General features: G+C 70.2%; 24 protein-coding genes and 1 pseudogene. 14 read left to right on the plus strand and 11 right to left on the minus strand.

Annotated features, from left to right (window positions below):
• Nucleotides 1–302: 302 nt before the first annotated feature.
• The 6 genes from ACQ86L_RS00005 to ACQ86L_RS00030 all read left to right on the plus strand — a co-directional run bounded on the left by ACQ86L_RS00005 (nt 303) and on the right by ACQ86L_RS00030 (nt 6,894).
• A complete protein-coding gene (locus ACQ86L_RS00005; protein ID WP_434317155.1) occupies nt 303–2,045 on the plus strand; it encodes a glycosyltransferase family 2 protein in 1,743 nt (580 codons plus the stop codon).
• A complete protein-coding gene (locus ACQ86L_RS00010; protein ID WP_434317156.1) occupies nt 2,042–2,773 on the plus strand; it encodes an HlyD family efflux transporter periplasmic adaptor subunit in 732 nt (243 codons plus the stop codon). The genes ACQ86L_RS00005 and ACQ86L_RS00010 overlap by 4 nt, the downstream gene beginning before the upstream one ends.
• Nucleotides 2,770–4,812, plus strand: coding sequence for a glycosyl hydrolase (locus ACQ86L_RS00015; protein WP_434317157.1), 2,043 nt, complete (start codon nt 2,770–2,772; stop codon nt 4,810–4,812). Before ACQ86L_RS00010 ends, ACQ86L_RS00015 begins: the two co-directional genes overlap by 4 nt.
• 50 nt (nt 4,813–4,862) lie before the next feature.
• Nucleotides 4,863–5,672, plus strand: a complete 810-nt coding sequence (locus ACQ86L_RS00020; RefSeq protein ID WP_434317158.1) for an alpha/beta fold hydrolase — start codon at nt 4,863–4,865, stop codon at nt 5,670–5,672.
• A 68-nt stretch (nt 5,673–5,740) separates the two neighbouring features.
• Nucleotides 5,741–6,208 (plus strand): SRPBCC family protein, encoded by a 468-nt coding sequence (locus ACQ86L_RS00025; RefSeq protein WP_434317159.1) that lies wholly within the window; start codon nt 5,741–5,743, stop codon nt 6,206–6,208.
• Nucleotides 6,205–6,894: a class I SAM-dependent methyltransferase gene (locus tag ACQ86L_RS00030; RefSeq protein ID WP_434317160.1), complete on the plus strand. Its 690-nt coding sequence runs from the start codon at nt 6,205–6,207 to the stop codon at nt 6,892–6,894. The genes ACQ86L_RS00025 and ACQ86L_RS00030 overlap by 4 nt, the downstream gene beginning before the upstream one ends.
• A 24-nt stretch (nt 6,895–6,918) precedes the next feature.
• On the opposite strand, the gene ACQ86L_RS00035 is transcribed toward ACQ86L_RS00030, so the two are convergent.
• Nucleotides 6,919–7,680, minus strand: a complete 762-nt coding sequence (locus ACQ86L_RS00035; protein ID WP_434317161.1) for an SDR family oxidoreductase — start codon at nt 7,678–7,680, stop codon at nt 6,919–6,921.
• A 20-nt stretch (nt 7,681–7,700) separates the two neighbouring features.
• The gene (locus tag ACQ86L_RS00040; RefSeq protein WP_434317162.1) at nt 7,701–8,807 is read right to left on the minus strand and encodes an AI-2E family transporter; all 1,107 of its coding nucleotides are present in this window, start codon (nt 8,805–8,807) and stop codon (nt 7,701–7,703) included.
• Between the two features lie 237 nt (nt 8,808–9,044).
• Here ACQ86L_RS00040 and ACQ86L_RS00045 point away from each other — a divergent pair, with 237 nt between their 5' ends.
• From ACQ86L_RS00045 to ACQ86L_RS00075, 7 genes are all read left to right on the plus strand, one after another.
• A complete protein-coding gene (locus ACQ86L_RS00045) occupies nt 9,045–10,259 on the plus strand; it encodes an ROK family protein (RefSeq protein WP_434317163.1) in 1,215 nt (404 codons plus the stop codon).
• On the plus strand, nt 10,256–11,446 hold the full coding sequence (locus ACQ86L_RS00050; RefSeq protein ID WP_434317164.1) for a Gfo/Idh/MocA family protein: 1,191 nt from the start codon (nt 10,256–10,258) through the stop codon (nt 11,444–11,446). The genes ACQ86L_RS00045 and ACQ86L_RS00050 overlap by 4 nt, the downstream gene beginning before the upstream one ends.
• Before the next feature lie 117 nt (nt 11,447–11,563).
• The gene (locus ACQ86L_RS00055) at nt 11,564–12,829 is read left to right on the plus strand and encodes an ABC transporter substrate-binding protein (RefSeq protein ID WP_434317165.1); all 1,266 of its coding nucleotides are present in this window, start codon (nt 11,564–11,566) and stop codon (nt 12,827–12,829) included.
• A gap of 2 nt (nt 12,830–12,831) precedes the next feature.
• On the plus strand, nt 12,832–13,806 hold the full coding sequence (locus tag ACQ86L_RS00060) for a carbohydrate ABC transporter permease (protein ID WP_434317166.1): 975 nt from the start codon (nt 12,832–12,834) through the stop codon (nt 13,804–13,806).
• Complete coding sequence (locus ACQ86L_RS00065; RefSeq protein ID WP_434317167.1) at nt 13,799–14,656, plus strand: carbohydrate ABC transporter permease; 858 nt, start codon at nt 13,799–13,801, stop codon at nt 14,654–14,656. Before ACQ86L_RS00060 ends, ACQ86L_RS00065 begins: the two co-directional genes overlap by 8 nt.
• Nucleotides 14,653–15,711, plus strand: coding sequence for a Gfo/Idh/MocA family protein (locus tag ACQ86L_RS00070; RefSeq protein WP_434317168.1), 1,059 nt, complete (start codon nt 14,653–14,655; stop codon nt 15,709–15,711). Before ACQ86L_RS00065 ends, ACQ86L_RS00070 begins: the two co-directional genes overlap by 4 nt.
• The gene (locus ACQ86L_RS00075; RefSeq protein ID WP_434317169.1) at nt 15,708–16,736 is read left to right on the plus strand and encodes a Gfo/Idh/MocA family protein; all 1,029 of its coding nucleotides are present in this window, start codon (nt 15,708–15,710) and stop codon (nt 16,734–16,736) included. The genes ACQ86L_RS00070 and ACQ86L_RS00075 overlap by 4 nt, the downstream gene beginning before the upstream one ends.
• Nucleotides 16,737–16,816: 80 nt before the next feature.
• On the opposite strand, the gene ACQ86L_RS00080 is transcribed toward ACQ86L_RS00075, so the two are convergent.
• Nucleotides 16,817–17,446 (minus strand): hypothetical protein, encoded by a 630-nt coding sequence (locus tag ACQ86L_RS00080; protein WP_434317170.1) that lies wholly within the window; start codon nt 17,444–17,446, stop codon nt 16,817–16,819.
• A gap of 157 nt (nt 17,447–17,603) precedes the next feature.
• Here ACQ86L_RS00080 and ACQ86L_RS00085 point away from each other — a divergent pair, with 157 nt between their 5' ends.
• On the plus strand, nt 17,604–17,831 hold the full coding sequence (locus tag ACQ86L_RS00085; RefSeq protein ID WP_434317171.1) for a PLDc N-terminal domain-containing protein: 228 nt from the start codon (nt 17,604–17,606) through the stop codon (nt 17,829–17,831).
• Nucleotides 17,832–17,880: 49 nt separating this feature from the next.
• Here the strand turns inward: ACQ86L_RS00085 and ACQ86L_RS00090 are convergent, their stop codons facing one another.
• The 8 genes and pseudogenes from ACQ86L_RS00090 to ACQ86L_RS00125 form a co-directional block, all read right to left on the minus strand.
• A complete protein-coding gene (locus ACQ86L_RS00090; RefSeq protein ID WP_434317172.1) occupies nt 17,881–18,723 on the minus strand; it encodes an NAD(P)-dependent oxidoreductase in 843 nt (280 codons plus the stop codon).
• Nucleotides 18,724–18,771: 48 nt separating this feature from the next.
• Nucleotides 18,772–20,027 (minus strand): annotated as a pseudogene (locus ACQ86L_RS00095) (RNA polymerase sigma factor).
• A complete protein-coding gene (locus ACQ86L_RS00100; RefSeq protein WP_434317173.1) occupies nt 20,024–20,362 on the minus strand; it encodes a YciI family protein in 339 nt (112 codons plus the stop codon). The pseudogene ACQ86L_RS00095 and the gene ACQ86L_RS00100 overlap by 4 nt, the downstream one beginning before the upstream one ends.
• Before the next feature lie 55 nt (nt 20,363–20,417).
• Entirely contained in the window at nt 20,418–21,446 is a 1,029-nt protein-coding gene (locus ACQ86L_RS00105) for a glycoside hydrolase family 130 protein (RefSeq protein WP_434318948.1), read from the minus strand.
• A 41-nt stretch (nt 21,447–21,487) separates the two neighbouring features.
• Nucleotides 21,488–21,886 (minus strand): hypothetical protein, encoded by a 399-nt coding sequence (locus ACQ86L_RS00110; protein ID WP_434317174.1) that lies wholly within the window; start codon nt 21,884–21,886, stop codon nt 21,488–21,490.
• The gene (locus ACQ86L_RS00115) at nt 21,862–22,497 is read right to left on the minus strand and encodes a hypothetical protein (protein WP_434317175.1); all 636 of its coding nucleotides are present in this window, start codon (nt 22,495–22,497) and stop codon (nt 21,862–21,864) included. The genes ACQ86L_RS00110 and ACQ86L_RS00115 overlap by 25 nt, the downstream gene beginning before the upstream one ends.
• Nucleotides 22,498–22,524: 27 nt before the next feature.
• Entirely contained in the window at nt 22,525–23,376 is an 852-nt protein-coding gene (locus ACQ86L_RS00120; RefSeq protein ID WP_434318949.1) for a carbohydrate ABC transporter permease, read from the minus strand.
• A 77-nt stretch (nt 23,377–23,453) separates the two neighbouring features.
• Nucleotides 23,454–24,410: a carbohydrate ABC transporter permease gene (locus tag ACQ86L_RS00125; RefSeq protein ID WP_345839425.1), complete on the minus strand. Its 957-nt coding sequence runs from the start codon at nt 24,408–24,410 to the stop codon at nt 23,454–23,456.
• Between the last annotated feature and the right edge of the window lie 2 nt (nt 24,411–24,412).

The raw sequence follows: 24,412 nt of genomic DNA on the forward strand, positions 1-24,412 counted from the left end.
GGGATCGGGGCCTTTTCGGTTCCGCGGGTCGATGTGTCATGTCTCAGGACTGTCGCGGTGGCCAGGCGCGTCAGTCCAGGCGCCGCTACGCTCACATCCAGCCAGAGTTAACCGAAACGAAACTTCCTCATAATCCAGGATGTCCCCTGTTCGGGGCATCATGGGGGAAACAGCGATTCGCCCATACGGCGTCGACCCGGTCACCCACGACGCCGCCACGGAGCACCGGCCCTCTGTCGCTCCCACGCCATCGTCGTCGTCGCCTCTCCTCAGCATGACCCGAACTGACGGCTGGAGATCCGATGTCCCGTACCCTGACGCTTTCGCGCGCCGACAGAGCACCCGCGACCGAAACGGGCGCGTCGGTCCGCGACACCGGGACCGCCCAGTCCCCGGTGATGGTGCTGCTCGTGCTCATCGCGACCTTGGGCATTCTGGCGTACGCCGGATTCCTCCTGAATCCCGCCAACCGGGGCGACATCGTGCCGTACGTCATGGTGATCACCGCGGAGAGCGTCCTCGTCGTCCAGGCGCTGTTCTCGATGTGGACGATCTTGGCCGGCGGCCGGGACCCGCGCGACTTCGCCTTCCACCGGGCCCAGGCGACGCTGTTCGTGATGCCATCGGCTCACTCGGCGGACGGCGTAGGGGAGCGCGGGAGGCACAGCCGGGACCATCCCGAACAGTGGCCGCTGCGCTTGTCGGGGCGGCGACTTCTCGTCGACGTCTTCATCACGGTCTACGGGGAGGACCCGGCCACGGTCCGGGCGACCGTCTCCGCGGCCTCGGCGATGCGCGGCGAGCACCGCACCTGGGTGCTCGATGACGGCCGGTCCGACGAAATCAAGGCGCTGGCCGCGGAGCTCGGCGTCCGGTACGTGCGGCGGCTCAGCAGCAACGGTGCGAAGGCCGGGAACGTCAACCACGCGCTGTCCATCGCGAAAGGCGAGTTCTTCGCCATCTTCGACGCCGATTTCGTACCCGACCCGGACTTCCTCTACGAGACACTGCCGTTCTTCGTGGATGAGAAGGTGGCCTTCGTCCAGACCCCGCAGACCTATGGCAACCTCACCACCACCATCGCGATCGGCGCGGCCTACATGCAGTCGGTCTTCTACCGATTCGTGCAGCCGGGGCGCAACCGTTTCAACGCAGCGTTCTGCGTGGGGACCAATGTCGTCTTCCGGCGCTCTGCGATCGACGACGTGGGCGGTCTTTACACGGGTTCGAAGTCGGAGGACGTGTGGACCTCGGTGCTGCTGCACGAGCGCGGGTGGAAGTCGATCTACATCCCGGACGTGCTCGCCATCGGAGACGCGCCTGAGACGGTCGAGGCCTACAGCAAGCAGCAGCTGCGCTGGGCATCCGGCGGGTTCGAGATCCTGCTGACGCACAACCCGCTGAGCCCGCGTCGACGACTGACCATGGACCAACGGCTGCAGTACATGGTGACGGCCACCCACTATCTCTCGGGGATCTGCCCCCTGCTGCTGCTGCTCGTGCCTCCGCTCGAGATCTACTTCGATCTGCGCCCGATGAACCTCGGCATCACCGTCTTCACCTGGCTCCTCTACTACGCGGGCTTCTACGCGATGCAGATCCTGCTCGCCTGGTTCACCCAGGGTTCGTTCCGCTGGCAGACCCTGACACTCTCGACCGTGTCCTTCCCGATCTACGTGCGCGCCCTGCTCAACGTGATCGCGGGACGGGACCAGGCGTGGCATGTGACCGGCACCCGGAGGGCGAACTCGCCGTTCAACTTCATCATTCCGCAGGTGCTCTTCTTCGTCTTCCTCGCGCTGACCTCGGTCGTCGCGATCTGGCGCGACGAGAGCAACGGCGTGTTCACGTTGGCCACCGCCTGGAACGTGACGAACACGGTGATCCTGGGCGCCTTCCTCGGCACGGCGATGAGGGAGGCGAGGAGGCTGCGGCGTCCGAACCCGGTGCGGGTGCCCGCCGCGGCGGTGCCGACGAGCGCTCCGCTCACCGTCGTCGCGCGTCCGAACCCCGTGGCAGCAACGCTTGCGGAGGTGGCACCGTGACGTGGTCCAACCGATTGCGCCTGGCCGCGGGCCTGGTCGTCGTGCTCGTGCTGGTCGCCGGGTTCACGCTCGTCTTCAACCAGCGCCAGACCCAGGCGACGAGCACCTCGGCGACGATCGATGCGGAGTCGTTCCCCGTCGGGACCGACTACGGGGGTCTCGTCACCGAGCAGTTCGTGAAGTCGGGAGCCACCGTCACCGCGGGGGAGAGGTTGTTCGCCGTACGGAGCCTGCGCCTCCAGCAGGACATCGCCTCCGGGCTCCTGGACCCGCGGTCGGCGCCGTACCCGGTGACTCCCGATGGGACGGCGACGGTGGTCGCGGCGGTGTCCGGGACCATCTCGTCGATCGACGTGCAGCAGGGCGCCTACGCACAGGCCGGGACCGTGCTCGCCCACATCGACCGCCGCGGCTCCCTCTTCGTGAAGGCGGACTTCACCCTCACCGCGCGGGATTACTCCCGCGTCGCGGTCGGCGCGCCTGTCGACCTCCTGCTCCCGAATCAGCGGGTGCTCGCGGGCCGCGTGCAGAGGATCGAGGTGCAGACGGTGTCGGGTCGCGCGCAGTCGACCGTCCTCGTGGCCAGCAGCGGGCTCGACGAGGGCACGGATGACGGATTGATCACGCCCGGAACGCCGGTGACCGCGACGTTGCATCTGCGGGACGACGGGCCGCTCGCCGGCCCCAGCGACGCCTTCGCCGCCCTCCTCCGGAAGATCGGCCTGTGAGGAGGCGCGGTGCTCGCCTGCTGGTGCCCGTCCTGGTCACCAGCGTGCTCGTGGCGGGCGTGCTCACCGCGTGCCAGGCCTCCAGCAGGAGCGGCGTGGGGGCGCAGGCCGCATCCACGGGGGCGGGAGCCCCTCACATCTTCCCGGACGCGCAGGTCGCGCCGTTGGTCGGAGCGCTGCCGCAGCGCAGCGTGGCCGCCCCGCCTCCGATGCGGCTCGCTCACGGACTGGTCCCGCCGACGAATCGTTGGTTCTCCGGGCTCGTGTTCGGATCCGCTCCACAACCGGTGTTTCCGCTCCCTCTTTCCTTCGGACTCACAGCCGGCGGCTTCGCGTTCGGGCTGCCCGCGGTGACCGCGACAGCGAAGACGATCGCCGGCGGCTACGAACCGGCGGTCAGCCTCGACGCATCCAGCGCATCGTCGGAGGTGACCGCCTACGACGACGTGTCGGTGACCGTGACGTTGAGATCTCAGAGCGGGGCCCCGATCGGGCACGTCACGATCGCCGAGGGCTCACCCCTGGTGAGCTTCACCGCCGATGCGGACGCGACGCTCGCGAGCTCTGTCGGGTTCCTGAGCGCCGACGGGCCGGCCGTGGCGAGAGTGGGGGGAACCGACTACGCGCTCATCGCACCCGCCGGCGCGCTCACCCGAACCGGACGCAGCGTCGATCTCACGAAGGGGCAGGCCGCCGTCTGGTTCCCCGTGCCGCGAGGGCAGAGCGCCGCGCATGTGGCCGCCGAAGTCTCGGGGCCGCTTGAAGGCGTCCGCACCGGTTACGCGGGCGCGGGGGCCAGCGCGATCACCACCCTCACCTACCGTGCGGCGGGAGGATCGACGCTGTTCGGCGCGCTCCCCGCCCAGAAGTCCGGCCTCGCCGGCACTGCGTGCTCCCTCGGAACGTACGCGACGATCTACGGCACGATGACGGTGTGCGCCGGCGACGCGCTCACGTGGAGTGTGCCCGCCGTCACACCCGCGGGTGCGCTCGACCTCAGCGCGGTCGACGGGCCGACGAAGGAGGCGATCGTCCGCCAGTTGCGGACGGACGCCGCCTCCGCGGACCCGTTGCCGTCGGATACCTACTTCGGCGGCAAGGGGATGTATCGCCTCGCGAACCTGCTGACGATCGCCCGGCGACTCGGGCAGAACACCGTCGCCGACGGGTTGCGCGCGCGCCTGGCGACCGCCCTGGACGAGTGGGCGCAGCCTGGCCGGTGCGCCTCCGCGCCTGCACGCTGCTTCGTCTACGACCCGAACGTGCGGGGCGTGGTCGGGCTGACCGCATCGTTCGGGTCGGACCAGTTCAACGACCACCACTTCCACTACGGCTACTTCCTCTACGCCGCCGGGGTGCTGGCGGAAGACGACCCGTCGTCGGTCAAGCGACTCGCGCCGGTGATGAACCTGCTGGCGGCGGACCTCGCCACCAGCGGCCCGAGCAGGTACTTCCCCGAGCGCCGCACCTTCGACCCGTACACCGGCCACTCGTGGGCTTCCGGGTACTCGCCCTTCGCCGACGGCAACAACCAGGAGTCGAGCTCGGAGGCGGTGAACGCCTGGAACGGTCTCGCCTTGTGGGCGACCGCCAGCTCGCAACAGTCCCTGGCTCGTGAGGCCACGTGGATGCTGTCCGCCGAAGCCGCGTCCGCACGCGGCCTCTGGACGAACGCCGACGTTTCGGACTTCGCGGGCTTCTCGCACTCGGTGGTGTCGCTGAACTGGGGAGGGAAGCGAGACTACGCGACGTGGTTCAGCGCTGATCCCAACGCCATCCTGGGCATACAGCTCATCCCGATGGGACCGGTCGCGGGATACCTGACGTCGTCGGCCTCCCGGATCGGGAAGAACCTGGCCGAGGCGACCCCCTCCGGGTACGACGTGCAGTTCGGCGACTACTTGCTGATGTACCGGGCGCTGCAAGGCGGGGAGGGTGCGGCCGCGGCGCGCGCAGCGGTCGCCGGTCTCCCGGACAGTGCGATCGACGATGCCGACTCGCGAACGTATCTGCTCGCCTGGGTCGCGGCCCGGCACTGAGGTTCGCGTTCCTCCGCCTTCGCCGCCTCCCCACGCGCCATAATTCCCGCATGCGCCGCGTCCCGCTCTCCACCGGAGTCGAGCTTGCTGTCCACGAGGCCGGCCACGGCGAAACAGTCGTGCTCCTGCACGCCTGGGGTGAGACGCACCGCTCGTTCGATCGGCTGATCCCCTTGCTTTCGCCTGACCTGCGGCTCGTCGTCCCCGACCAGCGCGGCGTCGGCGAGAGCGCGAAGCCGCCGGTCGGGTACTCGCTGAGCGACGCAGCCGAGGATGTGGTCGCGCTCCTGGATGCGCTGGGGATCGGCGCCTCCTGGCTGCTCGGGACGTCCAGCGGCGGCTACGTGGCGCAGCAGGTCGCGCTCGCGCATCCCGAACGGGTGCGGGGACTCGTGCTGGTCGGGGCGCCGAGCGACCTGCAGGGACCGGTGCCGGGGGCGCTCGCGGGCGTGCTGGCGTCGTTCCGGGATCCCGTCACGCGGGACGACATCCGGGCGCTCGATGGGGTGCTCCCGCTGCGCTCGCCGGTGCCGGAGAGCTTCCTCGACGACCAGGAGACCTCGGCGCTGAGTATCCCGCTTGCGGTCTGGCTGGCGGGCATCGAAGGGCTCGTCACGGCGGCGCCGCCGCTTCGGAGCGGGACGATCGCGGTGCCGACGCTGATCCTGTGGGGCGCGGAGGACAACGTCCTGCCGGCCTCGCAGGCCCACGAGCTGGCGGCGATCGACGGCAGCCGGCTGGTGATCTACGAAGGGACGGGGCACCTCGTCCTGTGGGAGCGGCCCGAGCGGGTCGCGGCGGATGCGGTGGCGTTCATCGCGGCGAATGCGTCAGACCGGCCTGCCGTTCGACCGCGCTGAACCATCCGCCCCACCACCTCGTGTACCTCACAGGAGGACGCACGCCGTGACGACCCGCGGCGCGACCCATGACCATTCGCACCGAGAGCAGGATCGTCGTCGCCGGCAGCGTCCGCGACGTGTGGGACTACCTGTGCGACGTCGGGCGCTGGGCGGAGTGGGCGCCGACCGTCCTCGAGTGCTACGTCCGGGGCGGCGGCTCGCTCGTCGCCGGCGGCTGGATCGACCAGCGTGCGCGGGACTTCCGGAGGGAGCACCGCCGCAGCGAGCGGGTCACCGACGTCGACGAGCCGCACACGATGGCGTTCGCGGGCACGATCGGGTCCTCGCCGGCGCGCTGGGGGATGGAGATCCTGCCGGCGGGCGAGGACAGCACCGACGCCATCATGTGGGTGGAGGTCGACCTCGCGAACGTCATGCGCCTCATCCCGCCCGGCATCCTCGGGCGCAGGATCCAGCGCACGAGCGATATCGAGATGGCCGCGATCAAGGCCGCTGTGGAGGCCGACGTCCAGGCGGGCACGGGGTCGGCGTGACCCGGCTGGACGGCGCCGAGCGCCTGATCGAGGTCTACCGGCGGAAGGCCGCGCACTACGACCTCACTTCGCGGCTATACCCGGTGCCCGGCTACCCGCAGCGGTCGCAGCGGCTCCGCACCGTCCGGGCGCTCGGCCTCCGCGCCGGCGCGACCGTGGTGGAGGTCGCCTGCGGCACGGGACTGAACTTCCCGCTGCTGGAGGACGCGATCGGCCCGGGCGGACGGCTCATCGGGGTCGACCTGACGGACGCGATGCTCGACCGCGCCCGGTCGCGGGTGGCGGCGCACGGTTGGCGGAACGTGGAGCTGGTGCAGGCGGAGGCGGCGGAGTTCGCCTTCCCGCTCGGGGTGGACGCCATCCTGTCCACGTACGCGCTGACGCAGGTCCCGGACTGCGGCGCTGTCGTCGCGCACGGGGCGGCGGCGCTCGTCCGCGGCGGACGCTGGGCGGTGCTCGACCTGAAGACGCCGGACCGCACCCCGGCGTGGCTGACGCGGCTCGGGGTCGCGGTGGTGGGGAGGTCGGCCTCCCTGGACGAGTGGATCGGAAGGCGGCCGTGGGAGGTCATCCGCGCGGCGATGCGGGAGGGGCTGGCGGACGCGGCGTGCGAGGAGCTGTGCTTCGGGACGGCGTTCCTCGCGACGGGGACGGGGACGGGTGCAGGGGAGTCCGGCTCGCGGTGACATCGTGGGTGGCGGGCGCCCCCGCTACCAGGGCAGCACGCCGTAGCCGCCCTCTCCCTCCCGCAGCCACAGGTGCCCCCAGAGCACGCCGGACGGCCCGTCGTCGGGCAGCGTCGCGAGGTGGACGCTCGGCACAGCGCCGTCCTCGACCGATCGGATGCCGCGGTGGTCGTTGAAGTCGGTGTCGGTGAAGCCGGGGTTGGCGGCGTTCACCTTGATCGGGGTGTCCTTCAGCTCCTTCGCGTACATCGCGGTGAGCATGTTGACCGCCGCCTTGGAGGACGGGTACTGCGCGGACGCGGGCATGTCGTACAGCGGGCTGGCCGGGTCGGACTGCGAGCCGATCGAGCCGACCTCGCTCGACACGTTGACGATGCGCCCGGCCGGGGAGCGGCGCAGCAGCGGCAGCATCGCGTTGGTGACGGCGACCAGGCCGAACACGTTGATGTCGTAGACCGCGCGCATGTCCGCGAGGGAGGTCGCGCTGGCGAGGGCGCGCTGCCGGGAGACCGTGGCCGTGCCCGCGTTGTTCACCAGCACGTCGAGGCGGCCGAACTCCCGGTCGATCAAGTCGGCGGCGTGCGCGATCGAGGTGTCGTCCGTCACGTCCAGGCGGAGGAAACGCGCGTCGGCGCCGCCGTCCCGGAGGGCGGCCTCCGCTGCAAGCCCGCGCTGCTCGTCGCGGGCGCCGAGGAGCACGGTCATCCCGAGCCCGCCGAGCCGGCGGGCCGTCTCGAAGCCGATTCCCTTGTTTGCCCCGGTGATGAGGGCGATCGTGGTGGTCACGTCGATGGACTCTACGCCCGCTAGCTCCGATCCTTCCTGGGCATGACGACCTCCTTGATGATGAGGATGATGCCGGCGGAGATCGGGATGGCGACGAGCGCTCCGGGGAGGCCGAACAGCGTCGAGCCCGCGAGGGCGGAGATGAGCACGACCGAGCCGGGGACCTGCACCGCCTTGCCCATCACCTTCGGGGTGAGGATGTATGCCTCCACCTGCATGTAGACCAGCATGAAGACCAGCACGACGATGGCGCTCACCGGCGAGTGGATCAGCGCCAGGATCGTCATCAGGATCGTGGTGAGCACCGTTCCGATCAGCGGGATGAGCGTGATGAAGAACGCCGCGAGAGCGATCAGGAACGCTCCGGGGACCCCCGTGACCAGCAGCAGGATGAGGCTGTAGGTCGCGTTGAAGAACGCGAGGATCACCATCCCGCTCAGGTACTTGCCGAAGTTCTGCAGGATGCGCTCGGTGTAGCCCTCGAACCGATCGCGGTGCGAGCGGCGCACCAGGTGGTACAGGGAGGCCTTGGTGGAGTCGTACGAGGCGATGAAGTAGATCGTCAGGATGGCGATGAAGAAGCCGGTCGTGAACCCGTTCAGCACGGAGAGGCCGAAGCCGACCAGGCCGTTGCCGATGTTCGCCCACGTCTTCGGATCCTTCACCTGGTCGGAGATCCAGGTGAGCGCCTGCCCGAGGACGCCGTTGCTGGCGGCGTTGGTGCTGTCGAACCAGCCTTCGGCCCGCAGCTTCGCGACCTCGGCCGGGATGGCCGTCGCCAGGTTCGTGATCTGCTGCACGATCAGCGGGACGACCACCCAGATGATCGCGACGAGCACGCCGACGATGAGCAGGATGACCGTGACGATCGCCCACGCCCGCTTCATCCCGTGCCGCTGGAACCAGCGGATCAGCGGATCGAGGCCGACCGTCGCGAAGGCCGCGAGGAAGACCGAGAAGATGATCGAGCGGAGGCCGTAGAGCATGTAGCCGGCGGCGACGGCGCCCAGTGCGCCGAGCGTGACGACGAAGCCGAACAGCAGCGGGCTGCGCTTCAGGAGCGGCGCGCTCCCGGTGTCGGGAGCGTGCGGGTGCATGCGCCGCTCCGGCGACTGGATGAAACGCATGGCCCCCGCCTCTCGTCGTCGGCGTATTTCACGCCTTCCGCCGAGCGTATTGGGGTGCGGTCGGGGAGGACAAGACCGACGCGCGCCGGCGACCGGACCGGGCCATGACGGCCGGGAATATGCAAACCGCTTTGTTTATAGAGAAATCGCTCTTGACCTCCTCCCGCCCCGCATGCTCTACTGTCCGAAAGCAATTACAAAAGTCATTTTCTTTGTAACGGACGGAGAGGTCCTGCGATGGTCCCGGGCGACAACGGCGCGACGCACGACGTGCGACTGACGAACGCGAGCGGCGCTCGCGTCGCCGTCGCGCTGCGCGACGGGGGCCGTGCGACCGTCGCCCAGCTCGCCGAGCGCATCGGCCTCTCGCGCCCCACGGTGGAGGCCACCCTCCCGCTGCTGCGCGAGCGCGGCCTCGTCGGCATGATCGACGAGCACACCCACGGCGGCCGCGGAGCCGGCCGGCCCGCCCGCATCTTCGAGTTCGTCGCCGACGCGGGCCTCCTGGTCGGGGTCGACGTCGGCATCCACCGCATCCGGGTGGTCGTCGCCGACCTCACCGGCCGCATCGTGGCCTGGCACCAGCGCGACATCGACGGGACGTTCGTCGGGGCCGGGCGCCTCGACAGCGTCAAGGAGGCCGTCCACGCCTGCTTCGAGCGTGCCGGCATCGAGCTCGGCCGGCTGTCCCGACTCTCGGGCATGGCCGTGGCCGTCTCCGGCATGGTCGGCTCCGACGGACGGCTCACCGTGTCGCACAACTTCCCGGACTGGGAGGGCGTCGACATCGCCGGCCGGCTGAGCGAGGAGTTCGGCTGCCCGGTCACGATCGAGAACGACATGCGGCTCGCCGCCCTGGCCGAGCACCGGATGGGCGCGGCCCGGCTCGTCGACGACGTCGCCTACTTCTTCGCCGGCCACCGCATCTCGATGGGGCTGATCATCGACGGCAGGCTGCGGCGCGGCCGCCACGGGGCCGCGGGCGAGATCGGCGGCAGCGTTTTCTCGATGCACGTGGACGACTCCGGTCAGCTCCGCTGGGAGTCCGCCGGCACCGGCGAGGAGGTCTTCCGCGCGGCGGGCGAGGGCGACCCGGCCGCGATCGCGGAGATCGAGGCGTTCGTGCGCGGGGTCGCCACCGGCATCGCGACGGTGACGATGGCGGTCGACCCGGACGTGGTGGTCGTCGGCGGCGGCCTGTCGCGCGCGGGCGAGGAGCTGCTCCGGCCGCTGCGCGCGGCGGTCATGTCCGAGATCGGCGTGCCGGTGCGGCCGTCCATCATCCAGTCCGAGCTCGGCGCCGAGTCGGTGGTGCTCGGCGCGCTCGCGCTGGCCTCCGGGCAGGCGATGGAGCGGCTGTACCTGGCTCCCGGGATGCCGGAGCCCGAGATCGACGTGGCGGGGGCGCAGGCCCTGGCCGCACGGGAGAGCATGGAGGGATCGCGGAGATGACCGTTCAGGAGAGGATCGGCGTGGACGCCGCGAAGCGGGTGCTTCGCCTGGCCGTGATCGGCGCCGGCGCGCGCTCGGGCATCGCCCGCCACGCCGTCGAGAGCGGCGACGGCCGCATCGTCGCTGTCGTGGACCCGTCGCCGGCGGCGCGGGAGCGCGCGGCCGGGACGTTCGGCGCCGACGCGGCCTACGCCGGCCACCGCGAGCTGATCGCGGGAGGCGACGCGGTGGACGCCGCGTTCGTCACCTCGCCCGACCACACGCACGCGGAGATCGCGGTCGACCTGCTCCGAGCCGGGATCGCCGTCTACCTGGAGAAGCCGCTCGCCATCGACGTGGCCGACGCCGACGCCATCCTGGCGGCCGCCGCCGAGACCGGCACCCGGCTGTACGTCGGCCACAACATGCGGCACATGAGCGTGGTGCGCACGATGCGCGACATCATCCGGCGCGGCGAGATCGGCGAGGTCAAAGCGGTCTGGTGCCGGCACTTCGTCGGCAACGGCGGCGACTACTACTTCAAGGACTGGCACGCCGAGCGGGCGAAGTCCAACGGGCTGCTGCTGCAGAAGGGCGCGCACGACATCGACATCATCCACTGGCTCGCCGGTGGGTACTCCGAGCTGGTCACCGGGATGGGCGGCCTGACTGTCTACGGCGGCATCGACGACCGCAGGGACAACTCCGACCGGGCGATGCCGGACTGGTTCTCGCTCGACTCGTGGCCTCCGCTGACGCAGCGCGAGCTCAACCCGGTCATCGACGTGGAGGACATCTCCATGGTCACGATGCGGCTCGACAACGGGGTCTTCGCCTCGTACCAGCAGTGCCACTACACCCCGGACTACTGGCGCAACTACACCGTGATCGGCACGGAGGGGCGCCTGGAGAACTTCGGCGACACCGAGGGCGCGGTCGTCCGCGTCTGGAACCGCCGGACCACCTACGAACCCTCAGGCGACGTCGAGTACCCTGTGCTCGGCGACCAGGGCGGCCACGGAGACGCGGACCGGCTCACCATCGCCGAGTTCGTGCGCTTCGTGCGCGACGGCACCGCGACGACGACGTCCGCGGTGGCAGCGCGCAACGCCGTGGCCACCGCCGTGGCGGCCACCGAATCGCTTCGCGACGGGTCCCGGCCTCGCGCCGTGCCCGCCGCGGACGAGCGGGTCGTCGCCCTGCTGTAGCGACGTCCCGCGCTCCGTGAATCGCGGAGCACCCCTGCACCGAAGCAAGAACCGGGCCGGCGAGGTCAAGTCGCCGACCCGGGAAGGCACCGACACCACATTTCGAAGGAGAAACCAATGCGAAAAGCCCTGCTCGCGGCCGCGGCCGCGGTCGCGTCCGCAGTCGTGCTCGCCGGATGCTCGTCCAACACTGGCAGCGGCTCCGATGCCCCTGCCGATCATAATCTCTCGGCCGGCATCTCCTACGCGTTCTGGGACGTGAACCAGAAGCCCGCGATGGAGGCCCTGATCAAGGACTTCAACAAGACCTATCCGAACATCAAGGTGACGCCGCAGATCACGCCGTACCAGAACTACTTCACCAAGCTGCAGACGCAGGGCTCGTCCAAGACACTGCCCGACGTGTTCTGGATGAACGGGCCGAACTTCCAGCTCTACGCGTCCAACGGCCTGCTGGAGCCGGTCGGCTCGGCGATCGACCCCGCCGACTACCCGAAGGCGCTGGACTCGCTCTACTCGTACAGCGGCAAGCAGTACGGCGTCCCGAAGGACTTCGACACCATCGCCGTCTATTACAACAAGGCCATCTTCGACAAGGCAGGCGTAGCGTACCCGACCGCGGGCTGGACCTGGGACGACTTCCACCAGAAGGCCAAGGCGATCTCGGACAAGCTCAAGGGCGAGGGGATCTACGGCGAGGCCAGCGGTCTCAGCGGCGGCCAGGAGATGTACTACAACACCATCCTGCAGGCCGGCGGCTCGATCATCTCCTCCGACGGCAAGAAGTCGGGCTACGACGACCCCAAGTCGATCAAGGGCCTCCAGTTCGTGCGCGACCTGATCGCCGACGGCTCGTCGCCCACCCTCGCGCAGCTCTCCGACACGCCGCAGGACCAGTGGTTCATCAACGGCAAGTCCGCCATGTTCTGGTCGGGCACCTGGTCCAACGCCGAGCTGCTGAGCTCGCCGATCAAGGCGCAGATCGCGGTCGCGCCGCTGCCGACCGGTGAGCGTCAGGCCACCGTCATCCACGGTCTCGCCAACGTCGTCGCCAAGGACTCCAAGAACAAGTCGGCCGCCATCGCCTTCCAGAACTACCTCGGAGGCAAGGAGGCCGCGCAGACGCAGGCGAAGATGGGCGCGGCGAACCCGGCGTTCAACGGCACCCAGCAGGCGTTCGTCGACTCGGCGCCGTGGGACCTGAGCGTGTTCGAGAAGGCGGCGACGGACTACGCCTACCCGTACCCGATCTCCAAGAACACCGCGGCCTGGAACAAGGCCGAGGGCGACCTGCTGCCCGACGCGTTCAGCGGCAAGAAGCCGGTGGACGAGGTCGCCAAGGAGCTCGCCACGCAGATGAACGCGGACCTCGCCAAAGAGTGACGATGTCCACTCAGACGATCACGAAGGGAGCGGGCGCCGCGCAGGCGGCGCCCGCCACCCCGGGCGCGCGCACACCCCGCGCCGCCGACCGGGGTCGGGGCCGCGGTCTGCGCAAGGACGGCTGGTGGGCGCTGCTGTTCGTCGGGCCGCTGCTCTTCGGCGTGCTGGTGTTCTACATCTGGCCGATCTTCCGCAACGCCTACTTCAGCTTCACGACCTGGGGAGCGTTCGGCGGCGCGACCTGGAGCGGGATCACGAACTACCAGCAGATGCTGGCGGACCCCGACTTCTGGCGCGCGATCCTCAACACGTTCATCTACGTCGGCATCCTCCTGCTCGGCATCCCGCTGGCGGTCTGGTTCGCGGCGCTGATCAACCGGCCGGGGCTGCGGTTCGGCGCCGCATACCGCACGGCGTTCTTCCTGCCGTACGTGGCGATGCCCGCCGCGATCTCGATGGTGTGGCGGATCATCTTCAACGGCGACTTCGGCGTGATCAACTACTCGCTCTCGCAGATCGGGATCAAGGGGCCGAACTGGCTGAGCACGGAGTGGTTCGCGCTCTTCGCCGTCGGCGTCGTCGGGGTGTGGATCTCGCTCGGGTTCAACCTGATCGTGCTCTCGGCCGGCATGCGCAGCATCCCGCCGGAGATGTACGAGGCGTCCTCGATCGACGGCGCGAGCAGGGCTCGGCAGTTCTTCTCGATCACCGTGCCGCTGCTGACCCCGTCGATCTTCTTCGTCTCGGTCATCACCGTCATCACCGGGTTCCAGCTGTTCGACCTGCTCTACGCGCTGATGGGCACGCAGAACCCGGCGATCAACCAGACGCAGTCGCTCGTCTACCTGTTCTTCGCCCACCAGCAGACCGGCGACAACGGCTACGCCGCGGCGGTCGGCGTCGCGATCCTGGTGCTGGTCGGCGCGTTCACGATGCTCCAGTTCCGCATGCAGAAGAGGTGGGTGAACTATGTCTAGCTCGGTGATCGCACGGCCGCAGCCACGGGCCGGCCGCGCTCGCGGGAACGGCCTGACCCACGCGGTTCTGATCGTGGCGTCGCTGCTGATGATCTTCCCGTTCGTCTGGCAGATCCTGATGTCGCTGGCGACGAACGCGCAGGTCACCTCGGTGCCGCCGACGGTCTGGCCGGGGACCCTGCACTTCGAGAACTTCGCGCACGTGTTCGACCAGCTCCCGTTCCTCAACCAGCTCTGGGTGTCGGTGGCCGTCACGGTCATCCGCACGGTCGGCCAGCTCCTGCTGTGCTCAATGGCGGGCTACGCGTTCGCCCGGATGGAGTTCCCGTTCCGGCGCACGATCTTCGCCCTGGTGCTCGCCATCCTGATGGTGCCGCCGCAGGTCTACCTGCTGCCGCAGTACCAGATCGTGCAGGGCCTCGGCTGGCTCAACACCATCTCCGGCATCGCGGCGCCCGGCATCTTCAGCGCGTTCGGCACCTTCCTGATGCGGCAGTTCTTCCTCGGGCTGCCCGACGAGCTGGCCGAGGCGGCGCGGCTCGACGGCGCGAACCACTTCCAGGTGTTCTGGAAGGTGATGCTGCCGCTGGCCAAGCCCGGGCTGTCCGCGCTCGCGATCATCACAGTGCTGGCGTCGTGGAACGATCTGCTCTGGCCGCTCATCGTGGCGACGGACTCCACGCAAATGCCGCTGGCTCCCGGCATCGCGACGCTCACCAGTCAGCGCTCCATCCCGGACTATCCGCTGCTTCTCGCGGCGAGCCTGCTCGCGATGGCGCCGGTCCTCATCCTCTTCCTCCTCATGCAACGACGCGTCATCGACGGCATCGCGTTCTCCGGTCTGAAATGACGCGGGCGACCGAGGCGACGACGACAGAAAGGCACACCGTGAACACCCTTCGAGTCGGCCTGATCGGGGCCGGCGGCATCTCGCGCGTCCATGCGGACGGCTGGCGGGCGCTCGGCGCCGCGGTCACCGTGTACTCGCACGAGGGCGCTGAGGCGCTTGCCGGGCAATACGGCTTCGCCGTCGCCGGCGACCTCGACGCTCTGCTCGCCGCGAGCGACGTCGTGGACATCGTGACCCCGACCACCAGCCACGCTCCGCTGGCCCTGGCCGCGATCCGTGCCGGCAAGCACGTCATCTGCGAGAAGCCGCTCGGGGGCTCCGTCGAGGAGGCCAGGGAGGTCGTCGCAGCGGCGCGCGAGGCAGGGGTCCGGCTGTTCCCGGCGCATGTCGTGCGGTACTTCCCGGAGTACGCGGCGGTGCAACGCGAGATCGCGGCAGGGCGGATCGGCGAGCCGGCCGTGCTGCGGTTCGTACGCGGCGGCGAGGCGCCGAAGGCGGGCACCTGGTTCCACGACGAGGCGCGCGGCGGCGGGATCGTGCGCGACCAGATGATCCACGACCTCGATCAGGCGCTCTGGCTCGCCGGCGATGTCGTCCGCGTGTACGCGGTCCAGAGCGCGCCGGGCGGTGACGCCGCCGAACCGCACACGGTCACCGCGCACGTCGTGCTGACGCACGCGACCGGCGCGATCAGCCACCTCCAGGGCACGTGGGGAGCGCGCGGGCTGCCGTTCCGGACCAGCGCCGACCTCGCCGGGTCGGCAGGCACGCTCGCGATCGACTCGACGCTGACGCCGAGCCGGGTCGACATCCCGGCGGCGCACGACGCGGACGGCTACCTGCCGCCGCCGGTCCACGCCGAGAGCCCGTACACCGCGCAGCTCCGCGACTACGTGGCGGCCATCGCGGAGGACCGTGCCGCCCGGGTCACGCCGGAGGACGGCGTCCGCGCCGTCGCGCTGGCCGAGGCCGCGATGGAGTCACTGCACAGCGGTCTCCCGGTCGAACTGGACCTGGCATCGGCCGAGGCGATCGCCGAGGTGGTGGGCGCATGACCGCCGCGACCGCGGGCAGACCGCTGAAGGTGGCGGTGCTGTCCTTCGCCCACACGCACGCGATCGGCTACTGCCGCGCACTCTCGGGCCGCGCGGACATCGAGCTCGTCGTCACCGACCCGGACGGCGCGTCGGCGCCGGACGCCGCCCTCCGCGGCCGTGCGCTGGCCGACCAGCTCGGCGTGGCCTACCTGCCGACGTACGAGGACGCGCTCGCCTGGGGTCCGGACGCCGTGATCGTCACGGCCGAGAACATCCGCCACCGCGCGCTCGTGGAGGCTGCTGCGGCTGCAGGGGCGCACATCCTGTGCGAGAAGCCGCTGGCCACGACGGTGGAGGATGCCGAGGCCATGCTGGCGGCGGCCGAGCGCGCCGGCGTGACCCTGATGACGGCGTACCCTGTCCGGTTCGCGCCCGCGTTCGCCGACCTCCTGCACCGCGTGCGCGGCGGCGCGCTCGGGACGCTGCTGGCGGTGAAGGGGACGAACAACGGCAAGGTGCCCTCCGACCGCGCCTGGTTCACCGATCCCGCGCTCGCGGGCGGCGGCGCGCTGGTCGACCACGTCGTGCACTGCGCCGACCTGCTGGACGAGCTGCTCGGCGAGCAGCCCGCGACGGTGCACGCGGTCGCCAACCGCATCCTGCACCCGGAGGCGGCCGTCGAGACCGGCGGCCTGGTGACCGCGGTCTATCCGAGCGGAGTGGTGGCGACGATCGACTGCTCCTGGAGCGTCCCGGACGCCGCGCCCACCTGGGGCGGCCTGACCTTCCAGGTGACGGGCACGCGCGGCTCGGTGACGATCGCGCCGTTCGCGGGGCACGTCGGCGGCCAGACCGGCGACGGGCAGGTGTGGGTCCCGACCGGCGACGACCTGGACGCGGCCATGCTCGACGAGTTCGTCAGGGCCGTGCGCGCCGGGCGGCCGGCGGTCCCGGACGGCGGTGTCGGGCTGCGGACGCTGCAGGTCGTGGACGCCGCGCGGCGGTCGGCGGCGGCGGGCGGGGTGGTGACGGCGGTGGGGTGAGCGGCCGCCTCGCTCGCGGGGTAGACGAGGTCGGCCCACTGGCAATGCGCGCGGTGGGCCGCCCTCGGTCAGAGAGTCGACTATCCGACGGTGGCACCGTAGCCGGTGATCGTGCCATTCGCTTTGACTGTCGCGGTCATCGAGACGTTGTAAACCACGGGCGTGCCGTTCGGGTTCACATCCCACGCAGAGTAGAGGTTGCGTGCGGAAGCGCTTCCGCTCTCGTTGCAGGCAGTGCCGGTGAGATTGAATCCAACGCTGTAGTTCGTGAAGCACTGGTGAGAGCCGGTGTATCCACTCGTCTGGGTGGTCACCCACACGCGGGAGCCGTCGTAGTAGAACGTGCCGTTGTGGGTGCGGGTGTAGGCAGCGCCCGTAGTGAACTGGCTCCAGTGCTTTGCCGTGATCGCGCCGCGTGCTCTGCGGTTCAGGATTTCGGCTTTGTCCGCGTCGCTCAGCGCTGACGCAGCGATATCGGCCGCTGTCGCGACGAAGCTGTCCTCGACCTTCAGCGTGCTGGTTACCTTGCAGTCCTCCTTGGAGAGGCCCGACTCAGGAAGGGCTTCGATCTGAGCCACGCAGTCGGGCGCATATGACGAAGTTGTAGCAGACGACGGCTCCGCTTCTTCCGCGTTTGCAGGGGCCGCGGCCATGACGGACAGGCCCGCGGCTGCCGCGATGGATGTCAGGATGGCGATCTTTGCTTTCACAGTCACTCCGTTGTCTGTATTCGTATCCGGGTGTCGATGTCGGCATCCGAGGGAATGTATAGCAGACATGTAAAACGGGAGATTGCGTACCTGACCGATTTCTGGGTGCTATTGTCGGTGCGGTCAGGGCAACGCGGACCTGCAGAAGGGGATTCGGATGTTCGTGATGGAGTTCATCTTTGTCGGCGTCGGAATCGCCGCGCTGATCGCCATCGCCGCGTTTGTCGTGGTGGCTCTCGTGCAAATCGCCAGACGACCGCTCATCTCTCCGCTGCTACGCGTTCTGTGGGTCGTCGCCGTGATCGCATTCCCCGTGCTGGGATCGATCGCATGGTTTGCGTTCGGAGACAGGACGCCGCCAGTGGTGTGCCCTCCGCGCCACTGAGGATGAGGGGTGTCGTCCATAGATTCACCCCAACGGTGACCGCTCCCGCTCACCGATCCCGCGCGATGACGGAGAAGTCCATCCCGCCCTGCCCCGCGTCGATCGCGCGCTGCAGCTCGGCCGCGACGAGCGCGACGGCCGGCAGCGGGACGTCCGCGGTCGCGAGCATGAGGCGGGTGTCCTTGGCGAGGGCGTCGGCGGTGAACTGGGCGTCCTCGTAGTCGCCGGCGGTCACGAGCGGGCCCTTCATGGCGGCGAGCGGGGCGATCGCGGTCAGGGAGAGCGTGGCGAGCACCTCGTCGTCGGTGAGTCCCGCGGCGCGGCCGAGGCGCAGCGACTCCGACAGGGCCTCCATCGAGATGGCGAGGGCGAGGTTGGCCACCAGCTTCGCCGCCGTCGCTGCCGCAGGCGTGTCGAACGTGCGCAGCTTCTCCTGGTCGGCCCACAGGCCCACGACCCGCTTCGCCTCCCTCGCCGCATCGTGCTCGCCGCCGACAAGCACCGCGAGCGCTCCGGCACGGGCGGGGGCGAGCGAGCCGACGACGGGGGAGGCCACATAGCGGATGCCGAGGGTGGCGGCGCGGGCGGCGAACTCGATCGCGTCGGCCGGGGAGACCGTCGTCACGTCGATCCAGAGCGTGCCGGGGCGCCACGGGAGGTCCGCGTCCAGCAGCGTCTCGCGCACGGCCTCCGGTCCGAACAGCACGCTCACGACCGTGTCCGCCGTGGCGACGGCGTCCGCCGCCGAGTCGGCGACGTGGGCGCCGCGGCGGCCGATGGTCTGCGCCGGCTCCGGTGAGCGGTTCCAGACGGTCACGGTGTGGCCGGCGTCGATCAGGTGGGGGACGAGCTCGCGGCCCATCCGGCCGAGCCCGAGGAATGCGATGTCCATAGCGCCACTCTCCACCGCCGGGCGCATTGGGGGAACCCGGAACGCCGATCACGCCTCCGGCAGCAGCGCCCGCTGCCGCGAGAGGAACTCCCGCTCGCTGTCGTTCGCGCACAGCCGCACGGCCTCGTCGTACTCGGCCGCGGCCTCCTCGGGCCGTCCCGACCGGCGCAGCAGCCCGGCGCGAATGCCGTGCAGCAGGTAGAACGACGCCAGTTCTTCGCGCAGCGGCTCGATCGCGGTCAGCGCGGGCTCCGGGCCGACGGCCTCCGCCACCGCGACCGCCCGGTTGAGCGCGACGACGGGGAGGGCTGCACCCGCAGCAGCTGGTCGTAGAGGGCGACGATCTGCCGCCAGTCGGTGTCCTCGGCGCGCGCCGCGTCGTCGTGCACGGCCTGGATGGCCGCTTGCAGCTGGTACGGGCCCGGCCGCCCGGCGACCAGGCAGCGGCGCACGATCGTGTGGCCCTCGGCGATCAGGGCGGTGTCCCAGCGGTCGCGGTCCTGGTCGGGGAGGGCGACCATCGACCCGTCGCGATCCATCCGGGCAGGCCGGCGGGCGTCGACGAGCAGCAGCAGGGCGAGCAGACCCTGCGCCTCCGGTTCGTCGGGCAGCAGCGCGGTCAGGAGGCGCGCGAGCCGGATCGCCTCGCCGCACAGCTCCGCGCGCACCAGCCGGTCGCCCGCGGTCGCCGTGTAGCCCTCGCTGAAGATCAGGTAGACCACCGCCAGCACGGAGCCGAGCCGTTCCGGCAGGTCGGCGGCGGCCGGGACCCGGTACGGGATCCTGGCGTCCCTGATCTTCGCCTTCGCGCGCGAGATGCGCTGGGCGAGCGTGGCCTCGGGGACCAGGAACGCCCGCGCGATCTCGGCGGTGCTGAGCCCGCCGAGCAGCCGCAGCGTCAGCGCCACCCGGGCGTTCGGCGCGAGCGCGGGGTGGCAGCAGGTGAAGATGAGCCGGAGGCGGTCGTCGGTGATCGCGCCGGTGTCGGCGGCCTCCACGGCGGAGGCCAGCGCGAGCAGTGCCGTCGCCTCCGCCTCCCGCTCCCGGCCGACCGCCTCCCGGCGCAGCCGGTCGATCGCGCGGCGGCGGGCGGTGGTGATCAGCCACCCGGCCGGCGCGGGCGGGAGGCCGTCGACCGGCCAGCGCGCAACCGCGACGGCGAAGGCCTCCTGCACGGCGTCCTCCGCGCGGTCCAGGTCGCCGAGGGAGCGGTAGAGCACGGAGACGGCGCGGCCGTACTCCTCGCGGAAGATCGAGTCGATCGCTCCGGAGGAGACGGCCGCGCCATTCTTGTCGCGGCTCACGCGAACGGCCGCACCTCGATCGGCAGCGTCGTCGCAACGGCGAGACGCCGGCCCCACTCGAGGGCGGCGTCCAGGTCGGGCACGTCGACGATGGTGAAGCCGCCGAGGTGCTCCTTGCCCTCCGCGAACGGGCCGTCGGTGACCATCACCTCCGAGCCGGCCGGCCGCAGCACGGTCGCCGACTGCGGCGGCAGGAGGCCGTTGGAGAACACCCAGGCGCCGGCCGCGCGCATCTCGGTGTTGAGCGCGTCGAGGTCCTCGCCGATCGCGGCGAGGACCTCCGGCTCCGGGACGGGCCCGTCGGGCTGGTAGACGCTGAGCAGGTACTGGGACATGGTCGTGATTCCTTCCTCTCACCGTCCATACGAACGGGAGGGCGTCATCTCGACATCATGTCGCGGAAGACGCCACCCGCTCCAGCTTCGCGACGCCGATCTTCGAGTCCGCCATCCCGTAGAACACCCAGTGGGCGTCCCCGACCTGCTCGATCGCGGTGGGGAACACGACGTTCGGCACGATGCCGCTGCGCTCCTCCTCGGTCTCGGCGCTCAGCAGCGGCTCCTCCGTCCGCCGGATCACCCGCCAGGGCTCGTCGGCGTCGAGGATCATCGCGCCGGCGGCGTAGTTGACGTGCTTCTGCTGGTCGACGCCGCGCTCCAGCCGCCCGGTGACGCCGTGGTGGAGCAGCAGCCAGCCCTCCGGCACGCGCACCGGGGCGGGCCCCGCGCCGATCTTCAGCTCCTCGAACGGGAACTCCGGGCCGGCGAGGAAGCGGTTGTGCCGCCACCGCGCCAGCTCGCCGAGGTCCTCGCGCACGGCCGCCAGCGGGATGAACGCGATCCAGATGCTCGGGCGCTTCTCCTCCAGCCCGGTCGGCGGATGCGCGCCCTCGCCGTCCCTGACCTCGCCGAGGTCCCACACCGGCCGGTGCAGCACGGCCAGGCTCTCCACGCCGTCCGGCCCGGTGACCGGCTCGGGGAAGAACACCGTGTCCTTGTTGTGGAACAGCGCCAGGTCGACGCCCAGCTCGTCGTCGTACTCGAAGCTCACCGGGCCGAGGCGCTGCCACGACCGCAGGTCGGACGAGACGGCGACGGCGGTGCGCGGGCCGAGCGGGCCGTACGCGACGTAGGTCATCACGTGGAGGCCGAGGGCGGGCACGAACGTCGTGCGTGGGTCCTCGACGCCGGAGTTGCGCCGGCCGCGCTCGAAGTCGCGGTCGGGCGCCAGCACGACGCCCTCCCGCTCGACGCCGACCGGCACGCCGTCCTCGACGACGACACGGGCGAGGCCGACGCGCGACACGTTGCCGTCGGCGACCAGTCGCGGAAGAAGGTACAGCTCGCCGTCGGCGTCGCGGCCGGATGCGGGGTTCAGCACGCCTTCGGACTCCAGCGGCTCGCCGGGATCGGGAGTCATCACCACGCCGGAGCGGGTGAGTGCGTACGGGAAGGGCTCAGTCACTTCGTGACCTCCTTGTAGACATAGAGTTCGCGCTCTCCGCGGGGAGCGTCCCAGCCTTGCGCGAACGACCAGCGGCCGTCCACCTTCTGCAGGCCGCCCCAAGCGAGGGAGCCGCCGCGGTGGAGGCCGAGCTGCGTGAACGGGGCGTCGGTCCTGTAGTGCGCTTGGGCCGCGGCGAAGTCGCCGTTCTCGTCGGCGTAGAAGAAGTCCAGCACGAGGTCGTCCCCGCGCACGACGGCGCAGGCGACCTCGAACAGGCTGCCGGGCAGCGGCGACAAGTCGAGGTAGGGCTGTTCGGCGAAGGTCCAGGAGACCAGGTCGTCGGAGTGGCCGATCATCGGGCGGCCTCCGCAGCCCTCGGAGAGGAACATCAGGTACTCGCCGCCGATGCGCACGGCCCGGCCGTGCTCGTCGCGGGGATCACCGCGCCCTTGGCCCAGCCCAGCGACACGTCGAGCGGGACCACCAGGCCGATCTTCTCCCACGACTCCAGGTCGTCGGAGACCATCCCCATGATGTCGACGGCGGTCTCGCCCTCGTCCGTGCGCCGGATCGCGTTGTAGAACAGCACGTAGCGGCCGTCAGCCTCGTAGACCTTCGGGTCCTCGCAGCCGAGCGTCTCGTTGGGCAGGGTCGGGTACACGACCGGGTTGGCGGGGTCGTCGGTCCAGACCCCGTCGCGTCGCACGGCGTGGCCGACGCGGCTGGCGGTCGACTCCATCCGCGGCGAGGCCCGGTAGAAGAGGTGCAGCTCTCCGTCGCGCTCGATCATCGTCGGGTTGAAGATCGCGCTGCTCGTCCAGCCGACGCCGGTGGGGTCGTCCCACTGGCGGTCGAGCCGGAAGGTCAGCGCCGGGTCCCGCCGGAACGGGCCGATCGCCCAGTCCGGCGGGTCGACGTAGTTCGCCGAGAAGTGGTCGGTCGAGATGTGGTCGGTGAGGGCGTTGGAGTGACCCAGCGCCTCCTCATAGCTGAGGCGGAGGGCGTCGGTGTACGCGGCGTCCACGGTTCTCCTTGCGTTCGGTGCGGTGACTCAGCCCTTGACGGACGAGCCGATATCGGTGGAGGTGAAGTAGCGCTGGAAGACGATGAACAGCACCACGACGGGCGCGGCCAGGACGACCGCTCCGGCGAGGATCGCCCCGTACGGGTTGGTCGTGGAGGCCGCGACCGTGCTGATGTAGTTCGCCAGCGAGACGGCCAGCGGCTGCAGGCTCGCCTCCTTCGTGATCAGGAACGGCCAGAGGAACTCGTTCCACGGGCCGATGAAGGTCAGCAGCAGCACCGTGACCAGCGCAGGGCGCACCAGCGGGAGGGCGACCCGCCAGAGCAGCGTGAACTCCCCGGCGCCGTCCACCCGGGCGGCGTCGAACAGCTCGCGCGGCAACTGCAGGAAGTACTGCCGGAAGATCAGCACCGCCGCCGAGTTGATGGCGAACGGCAGGATCATCCCCAGGTAGTTGTCGCCCAGCCCGTAGTTGCGCGCGATGAGCACGTACAGCGGGATCATCAGGAGCTGGAACGGGATGGTCTGCACCAGCAGCGCCAGCGCGAAGGTCACCCCGCGCCCGCGCCACTGCAGGATCGAGAGCGCGTACCCGGCGAGCACGCCGAACACGACCGTGCACAGCAGCACGCCGCCGGTGAAGATCCCCGAGTTCACGAGTCCCTGCAAGAGGTTGATCCGGGAGTCGATCGCAGCGTAGTTGTGCAGCGTGAGGTTGGCCGGATTGGGGAACGCCCCGGCGACGGTCGTGTCGGGCGACGCCTGGAGCGACCCGATCAGCATGTAGTAGAAGGGGAACAGGAAGGCGAAGGCGCCGATCGTCAGGACGATCCCCTGCAGGATCGCCTGCGGCCGGCTCAGCCGCGCGGAGGCGGCCATGTCGCGGCGACGGCGCTTCCGCGGGGAGCGCGGAGTCTGCGGCACCGGGTCGGCCCCGGCGTTCTTGAGAGTGGTCATCAGTCGCGTCCTCCCGCGAATCGGTTCTGCAGCCAGGCGATGATCAGCACCAGGATCACGAGCACGACGCCGATCGCCGAGGCATAGCCCGGGTGACCCTGCTGGATGCCCTGCTGGTAGATCAGGAGCACCGGGGAGGTCGAGTGGCCGTCCGGGCCGCCGCCACCGGTGAGGAGGTACGGTTCGGTGAACATGTTGGCGCCGGTGATGGTGGCGAGCAGCAGCACGAGCACGGTCGCCGGCCGCACGCCGGGCACGGTGACGGAGAAGAACTGCCGCACCCTCCCCGCGCCGTCGGTCGCCGCCGACTCGTACAGCTCGCGCGGCACGTTCTGCAGCGCGGCGAGGTACAGCAGGATGTAGAGGCCGAGCTGCTTCCAGGTCACGTAGATCGCGATGGTCGGCATGGCCAGCACCGGGTTGATGAACCACGACGGGTTCGGCGCGAGCGGGCCGAGGATCTGGTTGACCAGCCCCGTGCTGTTGAACAGGAAGAGCCAGACGCCGATGATCGCGACGCTCGCCGTGACGTAGGGCACGTAGTAGCTCACGCGCAGGAACGTGCGGAACCGGGTGATGCTGTTGAGCCCGTTCGCCAGCACCAGCGACAGCACCACCGTCAGCGGCACGTTGATGATCAGGAAGATCCCGACGTTGGCGAACGACTGCAGCACGGCCGGGTCGGTGAAGGCCTGGATGTAGTTCTGGAACCCGACGAAGGGCTGGGTGACCTGTGCTCCCGGCGCCGCGAAGAAGTAGTCGAAGAACGACATGTAGACCGCGAAGATCAGCGGGTAGGCGAAGATCACCAGGACGAAGATCAGGTACGGCGCCGCGAACAGCCAGCCCAGCGGGTTGGTGCCGAGGACACGCTGCAGCAGCGGCTTGCGCCGCCGCGGGGGCGCCCCGGCGGCGGGCGTGGTGCCCGCCGCCGGAGGTGCGGAGAGGGTGCTCATGA

This window comes from Leifsonia sp. P73, assembly GCF_051059105.1.
Taxonomy (GTDB): Bacteria; Actinomycetota; Actinomycetes; order Actinomycetales; family Microbacteriaceae; genus Leifsonia.

What these genes read in the sequence shown, in the direction of transcription:
- ACQ86L_RS00075 (WP_434317169.1), top strand. Translation starts at nt 15,708, where the DNA reads ATGACCGCCGCGACCGCGGGCAGACCGCTGAAGGTGGCGGTGCTGTCC.
- ACQ86L_RS00045 (WP_434317163.1), top strand. Translation starts at nt 9,045, where the DNA reads ATGGTCCCGGGCGACAACGGCGCGACGCACGACGTGCGACTGACGAAC.
- ACQ86L_RS00020 (WP_434317158.1), top strand. Translation starts at nt 4,863, where the DNA reads ATGCGCCGCGTCCCGCTCTCCACCGGAGTCGAGCTTGCTGTCCACGAG.
- ACQ86L_RS00070 (WP_434317168.1), top strand. Translation starts at nt 14,653, where the DNA reads ATGACGCGGGCGACCGAGGCGACGACGACAGAAAGGCACACCGTGAAC.
- ACQ86L_RS00005 (WP_434317155.1), top strand. Translation starts at nt 303, where the DNA reads ATGTCCCGTACCCTGACGCTTTCGCGCGCCGACAGAGCACCCGCGACC.
- ACQ86L_RS00025 (WP_434317159.1), top strand. Translation starts at nt 5,741, where the DNA reads ATGACCATTCGCACCGAGAGCAGGATCGTCGTCGCCGGCAGCGTCCGC.
- ACQ86L_RS00105 (WP_434318948.1), bottom strand. Translation starts at nt 21,446, where the DNA reads ATGACTCCCGATCCCGGCGAGCCGCTGGAGTCCGAAGGCGTGCTGAAC.
- ACQ86L_RS00120 (WP_434318949.1), bottom strand. Translation starts at nt 23,376, where the DNA reads ATGGCCGCCTCCGCGCGGCTGAGCCGGCCGCAGGCGATCCTGCAGGGG.
- ACQ86L_RS00090 (WP_434317172.1), bottom strand. Translation starts at nt 18,723, where the DNA reads ATGGACATCGCATTCCTCGGGCTCGGCCGGATGGGCCGCGAGCTCGTC.
- ACQ86L_RS00100 (WP_434317173.1), bottom strand. Translation starts at nt 20,362, where the DNA reads ATGTCCCAGTACCTGCTCAGCGTCTACCAGCCCGACGGGCCCGTCCCG.
- ACQ86L_RS00065 (WP_434317167.1), top strand. Translation starts at nt 13,799, where the DNA reads ATGTCTAGCTCGGTGATCGCACGGCCGCAGCCACGGGCCGGCCGCGCT.
- ACQ86L_RS00060 (WP_434317166.1), top strand. Translation starts at nt 12,832, where the DNA reads ATGTCCACTCAGACGATCACGAAGGGAGCGGGCGCCGCGCAGGCGGCG.
- ACQ86L_RS00040 (WP_434317162.1), bottom strand. Translation starts at nt 8,807, where the DNA reads ATGCGTTTCATCCAGTCGCCGGAGCGGCGCATGCACCCGCACGCTCCC.
- ACQ86L_RS00055 (WP_434317165.1), top strand. Translation starts at nt 11,564, where the DNA reads ATGCGAAAAGCCCTGCTCGCGGCCGCGGCCGCGGTCGCGTCCGCAGTC.
- ACQ86L_RS00125 (WP_345839425.1), bottom strand. Translation starts at nt 24,410, where the DNA reads ATGAGCACCCTCTCCGCACCTCCGGCGGCGGGCACCACGCCCGCCGCC.
- ACQ86L_RS00085 (WP_434317171.1), top strand. Translation starts at nt 17,604, where the DNA reads ATGTTCGTGATGGAGTTCATCTTTGTCGGCGTCGGAATCGCCGCGCTG.
- ACQ86L_RS00050 (WP_434317164.1), top strand. Translation starts at nt 10,256, where the DNA reads ATGACCGTTCAGGAGAGGATCGGCGTGGACGCCGCGAAGCGGGTGCTT.